Here is a 14,842-nt window from a genome sequence, read left to right on the forward strand (position 1 = left end):
TGTGCCCGCAGACCTTACGACTTCCGACCCCGGCCCGCAGAAAGGGAGCCACGCCGGATAACCGAACCCTGGCGGCTTGCCATGAAGGACAGGCTGGAAACTACAGAAGCCGGAGATCTTTACAGACTACGAAAACAGACCGTGGAGCCGGTCTTTGGAATTATCAAAAGCATCATGGGCTTCAGAAGGTTCAGCCTGCGTGGCCTTGCAAAAGTCACGACCGAATGGACACTAGTTGCTCTCGCATACAACTGTAAAAGAATGGCGCGGCTTCAGGCAGCATAAGCCAGGTCAGCCTTGGCGTTATCAGCCGCAAAATGCCCAACCCGACAGGCTGCTAGACAGGACGTGTTGTTTTTAGAAGCTGCGGGGGACTGCGAGCCCCCGCATCGCAACATTGGCTGACACCGCCACACTCAGTCGTTCAGGCTGAATGTGATGGTATAAAGGTGATGAAATTCCTTGACCGGAACACCATTTTTCACGGCCGGAGCGTAACGCGACTGACGCACGGCACGCAGCGCGGCATCGGCAAACGGCTGCCCACCCTTCACGCTCATGACCTGACAGTTGCTGGTCGCGCCCGTCGTTTCAACGTCACACGCAACGGTCACGACGCCTTCACGACCCGCATCCGACATTTCTTCCGGATATTCGGGCACCACATGGTTCAGCGGCGACGAACCGGCCATGTGATCGGGCACGGGCGGCGCATTGGACACCGGCGCATCCGACGACGACGGCGGGGTCACCTTGGCCGGCGGCATGGGCTTGGGCGGCTTCGTATGCGTCACGTGCTTGATCGGCGGCGGCGGGGCCTGCACCTGGATCTTCGGCGGCGGGATGTACGGCGGCGGCGGCGGCTTTATGACCCGGGCCTGCACTGGCGGACGCGGCGGCGGCGGCGGCGAGGACTTGGGCGCGCCAAGGCCGTACATCAGCGCCGTGACAAGAGCGCCCTCGAAAAGTAAAACGACGCCAAATATTATGGCTTTCTGTAATCGATTGTCACTTTGTTCCGCATACGTCATACCCATACCTCATTCAGAACGGCATAGTTAATGGAGTTTGTAGAAAGTTTCCTGATGTTCTGATTTGACCGAATACTACGAGAGTATGACCAGATATCTACGAAACGTCTGGTTGAATCCGACTGCGCCAGCCCGACATTCCTCCAACCGGATAGCACTGCCTGCATCATCGCCACGGATTGCGGCAGACAGCGTGTCAGAAGGACTGGCAAACAGTCGCGAAGCCGGTAGCCGGTTCCCTCCCTGCAAGGAAAGTCGCTTGTCCATCATGATTTATCCATAAACGTCCATAAACATTATTAACTCTCCGAAATCAACCCTCTTGTGGCCGAAACGGCATGGGAGGACACGCGTCATGCTTCGTGAATCGATTACCGAAAATAACAAACCAGAAACGCCATCCCCACCCGATGAAAAACTGATTTTGCCAGCTTGAGCAAAAACCCCGCGCAGTCAAGCTAAGGGACAACAATTAATGGAAAAAACACACTGGCGACGCGTCATGGAACCCACTTTCGCACATCGTTGATAACCCTGCGGGCAGCGCCCGCAGCCCGTGATGCCACCGTGGTCCCCACCTTCCGTCCACGGCGCGCCCCGCCCCCTGCTTTACGTTTCTTGGCCAGAATGACAATTGCGCGACATAAAGTTATCATATCGAAACGATATGCGGTAGCGGGTTCCGCATCGCCAGATCACTTTTCGTTATTACACGATGTATTCACGCAATTTCGTCGCACTGTTCATGCGGTTCGTCGCCCCGATCAATGCATCGCGGCGAAAGGCATCATACACCAGATGTTATATTTACGGCTAACAAAATATTACTGCCCCCGGCGCGCAGGGCCACAATTCCGCCACATCCCGGCAGGGCCGCCCTCAACTGCGGCTGAATGCCGGCAGCGGGTCGGGTTCCTCCTGCATGGCGAGGGCCTCTCCCTGCTTCACCAGTTCCAGGCAGGCGGTAAAGGTGCTGGTCCATGCGGAGCGCGCACGCACGGGCACCAGGCCGGGGGGGCCGGGCATCGCGTGTGACGCCGCCTCCGGCAGCATCCGGTCCAGCATGACCGGGCCATCGGCCATCCGCAGGGCGTGGCGCACGCGCACGCGCGCATCCTCCACGCCGAACAGGTCAAGCTGCACCGGCGCGTAACCGGGTTCGGGCGGCGGCACGCCCCAGTTGCCGTCAAAGACCGCAAGGCATCCCCACAGGAATTCGATCCGGTCGGTTTCCCATTCGGGCGGCTGCTCCGTCAGGGCGCAGGCAGGCCCGGCCCCGTAAACGTGGATGTCGCGGCCCAGTTGCGGGCGGGCCGACAGCCACGCGGCAAGACGGGCCGCCTCCTCCGCCGCCAGCAGTTGCGCGCGCAGGCGCGAGACCTCGTCCGTGGCTTCCTGCCGTCGCGGGTCGTCGGCCGGCAGCATCAGGCGCGAACGCAGCAGCAGCAGCCCCGACACCATGACCGCCCATTCCGCCCGCCGCCCCAGCGGCAGGGAGGACGAGGTGCGGATGGCGACCGTCAACTGGTCCACCAGCGCGACAAGGTCGAGCGCACGGATATCGATCCTGCGTGCCTGCGCCAGCGCCAGCAGGTGCGTCAGGCCGCCCTGGTACGCCTCCATGCGGATGACGGGTTCCGGACGGCCATCTTCCTCGAACAGGTCGTATTGCGCCATCAGGCCATGTCCCGTGCCGACAGGACGAAGGACAGGTCCGGCCAGCGCGCGCGCACGGCGGCAACCAGCGGTTCGGGGGCTTCCGCACGGGGGGTGAAGAAGCCATAGACCACGGGCCTGTGCCCGTTGGGCAGGCGGCGTCCCGCCTTGCGCCCCACCAGCCGCTGCACGTTGCGCGGGGCCTCCGCCGTGCCCCAGTGCCGCCGCAGCCATGACAGCGCATCGGGATGCGTCGCCCCCAGCCGCAGGATGGTGGGGGGGACGGGCACCAGCGCGTGGAAATCCAGCACGCAGGGACGGTCCATGCGCATCAGGTTGTGCGAATGGCGCACCTCCGCCGCATCGCGGAACTGCCGCGCAAGGATGCGGCATCCCTCGATCGACAGGCCACGATGGGTATGGGCCGAGGCCCCGTCGCCAATCGCCAGCGCGAACATGTCCTCCTCCACCCGGTCCCCGTCAAAGGGCCACGGGATCAGGCCCCGCCCGCGCGCCGCAGCGGCAAAGTCATCCACGGCCGCGACCGGGCCATGGACCAGCAGGTGCCACCACTGCCAGTACCCCTCCCCCGCCGCGGCACGCCAGGCCGCAAGGGGCCTGCGCCCGCGCCGCCCGCGTGGCGCGGGCGCAGGCGCGGCGGAGTCGGGCGGCGGTTCATCCCCCTTGACCGGTGGCAGGTCGGCCCATGGGAAACGCAGGTTCCCGGTCATGGCGCGCTGGCCCGGACGTAGGCGAGCATCCCGCGCGGGTCACGATGGCGCGTATGGCGGCGCACCTCCTCCACATCGACGCCACGGGCAAGCGCATCGACGATATACCCCGCCCGCAGGGCATGGGCGCTCAGCCGCGCCGCATGGGACGCGTCCATGTCCGCCAGGGCCGCGCGACGTTGCAGGATGCGCGTCACGGCAAATGGGGTCAGCGCGCGTCCCCCGGCCCGGTCGCCCTTGGAAATGGGACGGAACAGCGGGCCGGTCTGGCGATGCGCCACCTTCTGCCACGCGGCAAACGCATCGGCGGGACAGAGCAGCAGGTCATCGGGACGCTGCGGCATCATGACGTCTTCCCCTTCCGACGTGTCCGGCGCACCTGCCGGGGCGGACGCCGCGCGGTTGCGGACATGCAGCACCACGCCATGCGGCACGATGCGCACGTCCTCCACCATCAACCCCACCAGTTCGGAGCGCCGCAGCGCGCCCGCGAAGCCGAAGACCAGCAGGCACCGGTCACGCCGCCCGCGCGCGCTGTCGTCGCAGCGTTCGACCATCACCCGCAACTGTGCCGCCGTCAGGATTTCCGGCTGGGGGGCGACCTGTGGCGTCGCGGCTTCCAGCGCGGCCTGCAGGGCGGTGCGGATGACGGGATCGCTGACCTTCCATGGCTGGCTGTTGAAACGGTGCATCTTGCCGATCGCGGCAAGGCGGCGGCGGATCGTGGCCGGGGCATAATCGCGCAGGGATGCCAGATAGGCCGCGACATCCCCTGCCGTGGCCGGGATGGGCCGCACCCCGTGCTGCGCGCACCATGCGGTGAAATGCATCCAGTCGGCGCGATAGGCACGCAGCGTCGCCGTGGCCTGTGGCCGGGGGGTAATGGTGTCGCCGTGCGCCGTCATGTCCTGTGCCATCGGTTATCCGCGCATCCTACAGCAGGGCCATGCGATCGACATCGACCATCCCGAAATCCGTGATCTTGAGGTGTGGGATCACGGGCAGCGGCAGGAACGCCAGTTGCAGGAACGGCTCATCCAGGGTGCAGCCCAACCCGCGCGCGGCGGCGCGCAGCACCTCCAGACGGGCGGCCACCTGCTCGAACGGGGCGTCGCTCATCAATCCTGCGATCGGCAGCGGCAGGTCTGCCACCACGCGCCCGTCGCGCACGACGACAAAGCCGCCACCCGTGGCCTCCAGATGGTTGACGGCGGCGGCCATGTCCGCGCCGTCGATCCCGACCACGCAGATATTGTGGCTGTCATGCCCGACCGATGAGGCCAGCGCCCCGGCCTTCAGCCCGAATCCCTTTACCAGACCCCGCCCGATATTGTCGTTATGCCCGTGTCGCGCCACCACGCACACCCGCGCGATGTCGCGGGCGGGGTCGGCCTGCACCACACCGTCGCGCACCGGCATGTCGGCACGCAGGAATTCGGTGATGATCTGTCCGGGGATCAGGCCGATCACCGGGGCCTGCACGCCATCGCCCGCCTGCGCCATGTCGGCGGCACTGACCGGGGCGGGCAGGCTGACGCTGTCCAGTCCCACCGGCGCGATGACTTCGCGCGCGGCGAACAGCGCATCATCGACCACGCGCCCCGCCGCGATCACGTCGGAGACGCGACATTCGCGCAGGTCATCAAGCAGCACGATATCCGCCCGCCATCCCGGCGCGATCATCCCCCGGTCACGCAGGCCAAAAGCCTGCGCCGCACTGAGCGAGGCGCTGCGATAGGCGGCGACGGGTTCGACACCTTCGGCGATCGCAAGGCGGATCAGGTAATCCAGATGCCCCTCATGCGCGATTTCCAGCGGGTTGCGGTCATCGGTGCAGAAGGCGAAGAACGGCGATGTCGCGGGCGTCAGCAGCGGGACAAGCGCGCGCAGGTCCTTGCACACCGATCCCTCGCGGATCAGCACCGTCATGCCCTTGCGTACCTTCTCCAGCGCCTCGGCCGCGGTCGTGGCCTCATGGTCGGTGGAAATCCCCGCTGACAGGTACGCATTGAGCGCCCGCCCGCGCAGCAGCGGCGCATGCCCATCGATGTGCCGCCCCGCAAAGGCCGCCAGTTTTTCCATGCAGCCCGGGTCCGCGTTGATCACGCCGGGCACGTTCATGAATTCCGCAAGGCCGATGACCTTCGGATGGTCGCGCCATTCCACCAGGTCGGCGGCGGACAGGCACGCGCCGGATGTTTCAAGCGCGGTGGACGGCACGCAGCTCGACAGGTTGACGCGCAGGTCCATCACCACGCGCGACGCGGCGGCCACGAAATACTCCAGCGCCGCGCGCCCCAGCACGTTGGCCATTTCATGCGGGTCGCAGATGGCGGTCGTCACCCCGTGCGGCAGGACGCAGCGGTCGAATTCGAACGGCGTGATGAGCGAGGATTCGACATGCAGGTGCGTGTCGATGAACCCCGGCACCGCGATGCGGCCATGCGCGTCGATGACGCGGCGCCCCTCGTAATGGTCCAGCGTGCCCACGATGGTATCGCCACAAAGGGCGATGTCACCATCCAGAAGCTCCCCCGTCACCAGGTCAAGGAGGCGCGCGCCACGGATGACGGTATCGGCGGGTTCGCCGCCACGGCCCTGCGCGATGCGGGTGGGGATCGGTCGGGTGGTCATCGGCCTGTCTTCCGTTCTGATTTCCCTTGCCCTTTTACCCTACTCCGCCCCGATGCAGATACCGGGCGGGCATATTTTTCACATCCTGTTGTCCGATCGCCCCGGTGATTGACAATCCGCGCGGCTTTGCCGATCCTGCACCGACCAAGGGGAGTCCCGTCAAAGGGGCTGAGATACCGCTGGCACGCCACCATGGCGTGGATGCGGGGACCCTGCCGGGCGCATGCCGCGCCCGGGGAACCTGATCCGGTTCATACCGGCGGAGGGACTGGTGTGACATCGGAACAGCAGGCCTCCCGACGCGATCCGCGCCCGCAGGACCACCTTTCCGGTTTCTCCCCTTCCCCTGTCGGAGAGAAACACGAGGTGTCCTGTCATGAACAAGATTGTCCCGCCTTCCTCTCCCGACCATGTCACCACCGGCCCGATCCAGGGCTCGGTCAAGGCGTGGTCTTCCCCCACCGGCCGTCCGGACATCCGCGTGCCGTTCCGCGAAATCGCGCTGGAACCCTCGGCCAACGAACCGCCGGTGCGCGTCTATGACACGTCCGGCCCCTATACGGCCTCCCCCGCCCATACGGACGTGAACAGGGGCCTGCCGCGCATCCGCGAGGACTGGATCGCCGCACGCGACACCATCACCGTGACACCGCGCGCCGTCCGGCCGGAGGATAACGGCTTCGCCGCGGGCGAGCAGCTTGTCCCCCCCTGCCCCGCGCCGCATGTGGTGCGCGAGGGCAGGCGCGGCACGAAGGTCACGCAGTTCGAATTCGCCCGCGCGGGCATCATCACGGAGGAGATGATCTATGCCGCGCACCGCGAAAACCTTGGCCGGACGGAAATGGTGGCGGGCGCGGAGGCGCGCCGCGCGGACGGGGAGGATTTCGGGGCGGACATCCCGGCCTTCATCACCCCGGAATTCGTGCGCTCCGAAATCGCGTCGGGGCGGGCGATCCTGCCTGCCAACATCAACCATCCAGAACTCGAACCGATGGTCATCGGACGCAACTTCCTTGTGAAGGTGAACGCGAACATCGGCAATTCCGCCGTCACCTCCTCCGTGGCGGAGGAAGTGGAGAAAATGGTCTGGTCCATCCGCTGGGGCGCGGACACGGTGATGGACCTGTCCACCGGGCGCAACATCCACAACATCCGCGACTGGATCATCCGCAACGCGCCGGTGCCGATCGGCACGGTGCCGCTGTACCAGGCGCTGGAAAAGGTCGGCGGCGTGCCAGAGGCCCTGACGTGGGAGATCTTCCGCGACACGCTGATCGAACAGGCCGAACAGGGCGTGGACTATTTCACCATCCATGCCGGCGTGCGCCTGCGCCATGTGCCGCTGACGGTCAACCGCGTCACGGGCATCGTCTCACGCGGGGGGTCGATCATGGCGGGGTGGTGCCTGCACCATCACCGCGAAAGCTTCCTGTACGAACATTTCCCCGAAATCTGCGACATCATGCGCCGCTATGACGTGTCGTTCTCGCTTGGCGACGGGCTGCGTCCCGGCTCCATCGCCGATGCCAATGACGCGGCCCAGTTCGCGGAGCTTGAGACGCTGGGCGAACTGACGAAAATCGCATGGGCCAAGGGCTGCCAGGTCATGATCGAGGGGCCGGGCCACGTGCCCATGCACAAGATCAAGGTCAATGTGGAAAAGCAGCTGCGCGAATGTGGGGAGGCCCCGTTCTACACGCTTGGCCCGCTGACGACCGACATCGCGCCGGGATATGACCACATCACGTCGGGCATCGGCGCGGCCATGATCGGGTGGTTCGGCACCGCGATGCTGTGTTACGTGACGCCAAAGGAACATCTGGGCCTGCCGGACCGCAACGACGTGAAGACCGGCGTCATCACCTACCGCATCGCCGCCCATGCCGCCGACCTGGCCAAGGGGCACCCGGCGGCGCAGCTGCGCGATGACGCGATCAGCCGCGCGCGCTTCGACTTCCGCTGGAACGACCAGTTCAGGCTGTCGCTCGACCCCGATACGGCCTGCGCCTACCATGACGAGACCATGCCGCGCGAGGCGCACAAGAGCGCGCATTTCTGTTCGATGTGCGGGCCGAAATTCTGCTCCATGCGCATCAGCCACGACCTGCGCGACAATGCCGCGCGTGAGGCCGGGATGGCGCAGAAGAAGGAGGAGTTCCGCGAAGGCGGAAACCGCCTGTATGTCCCCATGCCCGAGGGCGAACCCGCGGCGGAGTGAAAGACATTTAAGGAACAAAAGTTTTTGGGTGCCGCCTTTTTTCAAAAAGGCGGTGTCTTTCGAAGCTTTTTGAAAAAAGCTTCACCAAAAAACTTTTGTTAATTTCAGAAAATTCCATATGAAAAATGCGCGTCCATTCCGGACGCGCATTTCCATGAACCCCTTTCCCCATCATGGGTGGTGCGGTTCAGATGACCTTGTGCACCCAGCCATACGGATCGGGTGCATTGCCGCGCTGGATCGCGATCAGGTTGGTGCGCAGCTTTTCCGTCACCGGGCCGATGCTGATGCCATCGCCAATCACGACCTCGCCCTGCTTGCCGCGGAACCGCCCGATGGGGGAGATCACCGCCGCCGTGCCGCAGGCGAACACCTCACGCAGGCGGCCGCTGGCAGCGTCGGCATACATCTGGTCGATCGCATAGGGTTCCTCACGCACCGTAAGCCCCCCGTCACGCGCGATGCGCAGGATGGAGTCGCGCGTGATGCCACGCAGGATCGTGCCCGTCAGCGGCGGGGTGACGAGCGAGCCGTCATCAAGGACGAAAAACACGTTCATGCCGCCCATTTCCTCGATCCAGCGGCGCTCCACCGCATCAAGGAACAGCACCTGCGCGCAGCCATGGCCCTTGGCCTCCTTCTGCGCCATCAGGCTTGCGGCGTAATTGCCGCCACACTTCGCCTCGCCCGTGCCACCGGGGGCGGCGCGGCAGTATTCGGACACCCAGACGCTGACGGCCTGCTCCCCGAAATAGGCGCCCACGGGGGAAGCGATGACCATGAACAGGTATTCCGACGCCGGCTTGACGCCCAGGAACGCCTCGCTCGCGATCATGAAGGGGCGGATATACAGGCTCTCATCGGGACGGGCGGGCACCCAGTCGCGATCCATCTTCACCAGCTGGCACACCGCCTCGACAAACAGGTCCTCAGGCAGCTGGGCCATGGCCATGCGCTCGGCCGACTTGCGGAAACGCCGGGCGTTGGCGTCGGGACGGAACAGCGAAATGCCCCCCTGCGCCGTGCGGTAGGCCTTCATCCCCTCGAAGATTTCCTGCGCGTAGTGCAGCACCGCCGCAGCCGGGTCGAGCGTGATCGGCGCATAGGCACGGATCACGGGATCATGCCAGCCCTGCCCCTCGGTATAGCGGATGAGGGCCATGTGGTCGGTGAAGATCTTGCCGAACCCGGGGTTGGCCAATACCTCCGCCCGACGCTCCGGCGAAACCGGAGAAGGATTCGGTGAAAGCGTGAAACGGGGTGTACTGACGCTGTCCATGACCATTGTTCTCTTTCATAATGCGCGGCCGCCACGGCGACATGCCGGGCTGTTTTTTGCGCATCCGGACGGGAAACGGAAACAACTTCCCCAGAATATCCCGCAGGTCAAGCCCACGACCACCAACCCGATTGATCATGGGCAAGGGCCGACAGCCGCGCCCATGGCGGCATATCCTGTCCGCCCCCCCGGTTTCGCCTGATCGACCCGGAGGCAGTCGGGGAAAACCACCTCGGGAATATTCGGCAATCACCAAAAGTTTTTGGGTGCCGCCTTTTTTAAAAAGGCGGCGTTCCACGAAGCTTTTGAAAAAAGCTTCGCCAGAAACTTTTATTCCCAGATCTTTTCCAGGCTCCTAGCGCAGTTCGAACCCCCGGCGCACCAGTTCCTCGCGCAGGCGGTCGCGCCCGTGCAGCGCCTTTGCATCACGGATGCGCCCGATCACGGTGGTGGACCAGTCCTGTGGCGACATGCCCTGCTCGGCACGGAACTGCATCATGGTGGCGTCATAGGCGGGGACTTCCACCTCGCTGCCTGCATATTTTTCATGGTGCAGCACCGCCGACTGCGGCAGGCGCGGCTTGATCGCGGTGGGCTGCTTGCGGTCGGGATGGCCCACGCACATGCCGAAGACGGCGACGGTGCGTGGCGGCAGCCCCAGTTCGGAGGCGATTTCGCCGGGATGGTTGCGCACCGCGCCGACATAGACGATGCCAAGGCCGAAGGATTCGAACGCCGCCGCCGCATTCTGCGCCGCGAACGACGTATCGGCCACCGCCATGGTGAAGCTTTCGAGGTAGTCCAGCGCCACATGTGGCTGCGCGTGCGCATCGGCCACATGTTCCAGCCGCGACAGGTCCGCCACCCACACAAGGAACAGCGGCGCCTGCGCGATAAACGCCTGGTCCCCCGCCAGCTTCGCCAGGCGCGCGCGGCGTTGCGGGTCGGTGACGGCAATCACGCTCCACGCCTGGAAATTGCACGAACTCGACGCGGACTGTGCCGCCGCGATCGCCGCCTCCAGCGTGCCCTGCGGCACGGAGGCGGCGGAAAAGGCGCGGACGGAACGATGGGCCATCAGGCCGCGCACGACCGTGTTTTCCGGCAACGCCACATCCGGCGGGGGCTGACGGTAGCGTGCTTTCCACAGGTCAGCCAGCGAGGAAGATGAAGTCGGTGCATCCACCATGGCGATACCCCTTCTTGTACAAAAACAAAGGAAAGGCTACCTCATCACGATCGCATCGCGTGGCGGTAGCCACGCGATGTCACACCTGCCCCCTTCTTCACGCACGCCTGATCCGGAACGTTCCGTCAGCCGTACGCCCGCACCGTGACCAGCCGCGTGTCCAGATAGGCCTCCAGCGCCTCCGTCCCGCCTTCGGAGCCATAGCCCGAATCCCCGATCCCTCCGAACGGGATTTCCGGCAGGCCCAGCCCGATATGGTTGATCGTCAGCATGCCCGCGCGCATCCGGTCACGCAGGATGGCCGCCGTGCGCCCGGACCCGGTAAAGGCGTAGGACGCCAGCCCGAAACTCAGGCGGTTCGCCTCCGCCACGGCCGCGTCGAGCGTATCGTAAGGCGCCATCAGCGCGATCGGGCCGAAAGGTTCCTCGTTCATGATCCGCATGCCGGGCGTGACATCCGCCAGCACGGTGGGTTCGAAGAAATAGCCGGTATTGCCGATACGCTTGCCCCCAGTGGCAAGGCGCGCGCCCTGCTCCATCGCATCGGCCACCAGCGTTTCCATCATGTCCACCCGCCGGACATTGGCCAGTGGCCCCATCTGCGTCCCCTCCGCCAGGCCATCGCCCACGCGCAGGCCCGATGCGACCTCGGCAAAGCGACTGACGAACGTGTCATAGACGGGGCGTTCCACCAGGAACCGCGTGGGGGAGATGCACACCTGCCCCGCATTGCGGAACTTCGCCCCCGCCAGCAGCGACACCGCGCGGTCCATGTCCGCATCGGCGCTGACGATCACCGGCGCGTGGCCGCCCAGTTCCATCGTCGCGCGCTTCATGTGCGCGCCCGCAAGTGCCGCGAGGTGCTTGCCCACCGGGGTGGATCCCGTGAACGTGACCTTGCGGATGACGGGATCGGCGATCAGCGTCTCCGAAATCTCCGCCGGCGTGCCATAGACCAGCGCCAGCACGCCCGCCGGCACGCCCGCATCCGCCAGCGTGCGGATGAAGGCCGCAGGGGACGCCGGGGTTTCCTCCGCCGCCTTGACGATGATCGAACATCCCGCCGCCAGCGCCGCCCCCACCTTGCGCGCGACCTGGTTGACGGGGAAATTCCACGGGCAGAAGGCAGCCACCGGCCCGACGGGGCTGCGGATCACTTCCTGCATGACACCGGGCACGCGGGCAGGGACGATCCGGCCATAGGCGCGACGCCCCTCCTCCGCCATCCAGTCCACGACATCGGCGGCGGCCAGCAGTTCGATCCGCGCCTCGCCCACGGGCTTGCCCTGTTCCATCGTCATCAGGGCCGCGATGTCGCCACTGCGTTCGCGCAGCAGGCCCGCGGCCCGGCGCAGGATGTCGGAACGCTCCAGCGGGGAGGTGCTGCTCCATGTCGCAAAGCCACGCGCCGCGGCGTCGAGCGCCCGGCGAAGGTCCTGCGCCCCGGCATGGGCGACATGGCCGATCACCTGCGCGGTGGCGGGGTTGACCACATCGATCGTGCGCCCCGTCGCGCCGTCCGTCCATGCCCCGTCGATATAGAGTTGTGTATTGCAATAGGCTGTCATCGGCTTCCTGCTTTCATTACACGATCCGTCATGTGCGCACATGTCGCGCCATATTGGCATCAGCGTCCCAGCGCAGCACATATCCAGATCACAAAACAGACAGTTCACGCGGATGTCGCTGCACAGGCATCGCAAAACCTGCGCCTATCGCGCGTCCGCACGCCCGGCGGCCGCGTGCCCACACGGCCCCATGTGCGGGTGGGGCGCGGCGGACGACCTCTCCTGAAATTGTACAGGTTCCTGATATCCGGTCGTTTTATCCTGATCCGCCACAGGTTACGGACCGCAATCTGGACAGGGGAGCATCCCTGCCTGCCATGACTCGCCGGAGAGCGCGCCGATGTTCAACGCCATCATGATCGACAAGACCCGCGCGGGATCACGCGCGGGCGTACGCAGCATTGATCCCGCCGACCTGCCGGAAGGCGAGATCACGGTACGTGTCGATTACTCCTCCCTCAACTACAAGGACGCGCTGGCAATCACGGGACGCGGCCCGGTGGTGCGGCGTTTTCCCATGATCCCCGGCATCGACCTTGCGGGGGAAATCCTTGCATCCGACGACCCCGTCCATCGCCCCGGCGACCAGGTGATCGCCAATGGATGGGGACTGGGCGAGGAACACTGGGGCGGGCTGTCGCAGATGGCGCGCGTACATGGGAAATGGCTGCTGCCGCGCCCGCGTGGCTTTTCCGCGCGGCAGTGCATGGGCATCGGCACGGCGGGCTATACCGCGATGCTGTGCGTCATGGCGCTGGAGAAGGGCGGCGTGACGCCCGGCGATGGCGACATCGTCGTGACCGGGGCGGGTGGTGGTGTGGGCGGCATCGCCATCGCCCTGCTGGCGCGCCTGGGATACCGGGTGGTGGCCGTGACCGGGCGCGACAGCCTGACGGAATACCTGCGCATGCTGGGTGCTGCCGAAGTGGTGGGGCGTTCGGCGCTGGCCTATACCCCCCGCCCGCTGCAGGGCGCACGGTGGAGCGGGGCCATTGATGTCGCGGGGGGAAAGGTGCTGGCCGCGCTGTGCGCCAGCATGCGGCCCGGCGGCGTCATCGCCGCGTGCGGGCTTGCGGCGGGCATGGACCTGCCGCTGACGGTCGCGCCGTTCATCCTGCGTGGCATTACCCTGCGCGGGATCGACAGCGTGATGTGCCCGCGTGAGCAGCGCATGGCCGCATGGGCGCGGCTGGAACGCGACCTTGATCCCGCGCTGATCGATTCGATGTGCGCGGAAATTACCCTGAAGCAGGCGATCACGACCGCGCCGCAACTGCTGGCGGGCAATATCCGCGGCCGCACCGTCGTCAACACGCGCGAGGGCTAGCCCCACGCCGTCCCGACACCCGCGCGGGCATCAGGACAGGTCAACCCGACCGCAGGTCAGTGGCAGGGGAAGCCGAGCAGGTGGCGTCCGTCATGGACGAATTCATGGACATAATGCCCCGACACCAGCGAGGTCGCCCCCTGTTCCGCGCCGACGAAATACAGCAGCAGTGACGCGATCACGAGGCCGAACACCGCCCACGGCAGCAGGTCACGAACCGGAATCGCGGCAGGTGCGGAAGACAGGCCGCCGGTGGGCAGGACGGAAGATGTGTGGTTCATGGCAAATGCACTCCCTGATCAGACGTGATCCCCCGACTAACCGATTTCGTGCCCATCGGCAAACGCTTCACGGCGGGGGGCGGGCATGCGCGACGGGGGATGGGAAACCATGGCTTCCCCACGAAGCCTGCTGATCCCGTCCTGCGGGCAGGTCATTTCAGGGAAGGCCGGAAGGTTGCGGCACGCCTGCTGATCGGGATTGGCATTGTCCGGATGCCGTATTTTCTCAAAATGGCTGCGTCCTTCGACGCTTTTTGAAAAAAGCCTCGCCAAGAACCTTCGGGAATTCCGCCGGACTGCCTTTTCGCCTGAAGGAACAGACGTTTTCCTGTCTGATAAAAGCCCCCCTCCCTGCACGCACGGAAGCGAATCCCGCCATGCACCTGACCTGCCTGTCCCTTCCCGCGCCCGACTGCCTGCGCCGCGCCATCATTCCCGCCCGTGACGACCTGCCTGCGCTGCCACCCGGGCAGGCCGCGCACTGGTGTGCGGGCGTCCCCGTCACCTGTGGCGAGGATAATGCCGCGCGGGTCGGCCCATGGACCGGGCGCACGCCCCTGCCCCATCCTGCCCTGCGCGCGCGCTGCCATGGCGCATGGCAGGGACGCGCCCTGCGTGACCTGCCGGCACATGAGGTCGCGGCATGGATCACGGACCCGGCCTTCGCCCCGCCGGGGGGCGAAAGCCTGCGCGACGTGCTGGCGCGCGTGACGGAGTGGCTTGCGCATTGCCCCACCGATCACAAGGGACTGGCGCTTGTCGCGGATGCGCTGGTCATACGCGCCCTCGTGCTGGCGACGCTTGGCGCGGGGGCGGGGGCGTTCGCGGCCCTCGACATCGCGCCATGCACCCGCACCGTCCTGACATTCCACAACCGCTGGCGGGTGCGTGAAGCGGGGACGGCAGCGGCGTTTTGACTCTGCCCGGC

The 14,842-nt window shown here is 65.8% G+C and carries 13 protein-coding genes; 4 read left to right on the top strand and 9 right to left on the bottom strand.

All coding sequences use genetic code 11. The features are described 5' to 3' along the window. The coding region (locus KMAL_RS17615; protein ID WP_239020065.1) for a transposase at positions 1-285 on the top strand (285 nt) is incomplete at its 5' end. Positions 286-416: 131 nt separating this feature from the next. Here KMAL_RS17615 and KMAL_RS10010 read toward each other — a convergent pair. The 5 genes from KMAL_RS10010 to ade form a co-directional block, all read right to left on the bottom strand. Next, positions 417-1,037 (bottom strand): energy transducer TonB, encoded by a 621-nt coding sequence (locus KMAL_RS10010; protein WP_110095568.1) that lies wholly within the window; start codon positions 1,035-1,037, stop codon positions 417-419. An 873-nt stretch (positions 1,038-1,910) separates the two neighbouring features. Further along, the gene (locus tag KMAL_RS10015) at positions 1,911-2,708 is read right to left on the bottom strand and encodes a hypothetical protein (RefSeq protein WP_110095569.1); all 798 of its coding nucleotides are present in this window, start codon (positions 2,706-2,708) and stop codon (positions 1,911-1,913) included. Continuing rightward, positions 2,708-3,418, bottom strand: a complete 711-nt coding sequence (locus KMAL_RS10020) for a hypothetical protein (protein WP_110095570.1) — start codon at positions 3,416-3,418, stop codon at positions 2,708-2,710. The genes KMAL_RS10015 and KMAL_RS10020 overlap by 1 nt, the downstream gene beginning before the upstream one ends. After that, a complete protein-coding gene (locus KMAL_RS10025) occupies positions 3,415-4,335 on the bottom strand; it encodes a site-specific integrase (RefSeq protein ID WP_110095571.1) in 921 nt (306 codons plus the stop codon). Before KMAL_RS10025 ends, KMAL_RS10020 begins: the two co-directional genes overlap by 4 nt. A 16-nt stretch (positions 4,336-4,351) precedes the next feature. Beyond that, positions 4,352-6,052 carry an adenine deaminase gene (gene ade, locus KMAL_RS10030; protein ID WP_110095572.1) on the bottom strand — a complete coding sequence of 567 codons (1,701 nt, stop codon included), beginning with the start codon at positions 6,050-6,052 and terminating at the stop codon, positions 4,352-4,354. Positions 6,053-6,428: 376 nt separating this feature from the next. On the opposite strand from ade, the gene thiC reads away from it, so the two are divergent. Beyond that, entirely contained in the window at positions 6,429-8,270 is a 1,842-nt protein-coding gene (gene thiC / locus KMAL_RS10035; RefSeq protein WP_110095573.1) for a phosphomethylpyrimidine synthase ThiC, read from the top strand. Between the two features lie 187 nt (positions 8,271-8,457). Here the strand turns inward: thiC and KMAL_RS10040 are convergent, their stop codons facing one another. The 3 genes from KMAL_RS10040 to KMAL_RS10055 form a co-directional block, all read right to left on the bottom strand. Further along, positions 8,458-9,549 carry a branched-chain amino acid aminotransferase gene (locus KMAL_RS10040; RefSeq protein WP_110095596.1) on the bottom strand — a complete coding sequence of 364 codons (1,092 nt, stop codon included), beginning with the start codon at positions 9,547-9,549 and terminating at the stop codon, positions 8,458-8,460. A gap of 355 nt (positions 9,550-9,904) precedes the next feature. Further along, positions 9,905-10,738, bottom strand: a complete 834-nt coding sequence (locus tag KMAL_RS10050) for a nitroreductase family protein (RefSeq protein ID WP_110095575.1) — start codon at positions 10,736-10,738, stop codon at positions 9,905-9,907. Between the two features lie 125 nt (positions 10,739-10,863). Continuing rightward, positions 10,864-12,306, bottom strand: a complete 1,443-nt coding sequence (locus KMAL_RS10055) for an NAD-dependent succinate-semialdehyde dehydrogenase (protein WP_110095576.1) — start codon at positions 12,304-12,306, stop codon at positions 10,864-10,866. A 340-nt stretch (positions 12,307-12,646) separates the two neighbouring features. On the opposite strand from KMAL_RS10055, the gene acuI reads away from it, so the two are divergent. Further along, entirely contained in the window at positions 12,647-13,633 is a 987-nt protein-coding gene (gene acuI, locus KMAL_RS10060) for an acrylyl-CoA reductase (NADPH) (RefSeq protein WP_110095577.1), read from the top strand. Between the two features lie 56 nt (positions 13,634-13,689). Here acuI and KMAL_RS10065 read toward each other — a convergent pair whose 3' ends face one another. Next, positions 13,690-13,914, bottom strand: coding sequence for a CbtB domain-containing protein (locus KMAL_RS10065; RefSeq protein ID WP_110095578.1), 225 nt, complete (start codon positions 13,912-13,914; stop codon positions 13,690-13,692). Between the two features lie 377 nt (positions 13,915-14,291). Between KMAL_RS10065 and KMAL_RS10075 the strand changes: the two genes are divergently transcribed. Continuing rightward, positions 14,292-14,831, top strand: a complete 540-nt coding sequence (locus KMAL_RS10075) for a histidine phosphatase family protein (protein ID WP_110095580.1) — start codon at positions 14,292-14,294, stop codon at positions 14,829-14,831. The last annotated feature ends 11 nt before the right edge of the window (positions 14,832-14,842 follow it).

Origin of the sequence: Novacetimonas maltaceti (genome assembly GCF_002906255.1) — a bacterium.
GTDB lineage: Bacteria > Pseudomonadota > Alphaproteobacteria > Acetobacterales > Acetobacteraceae > Novacetimonas > Novacetimonas maltaceti.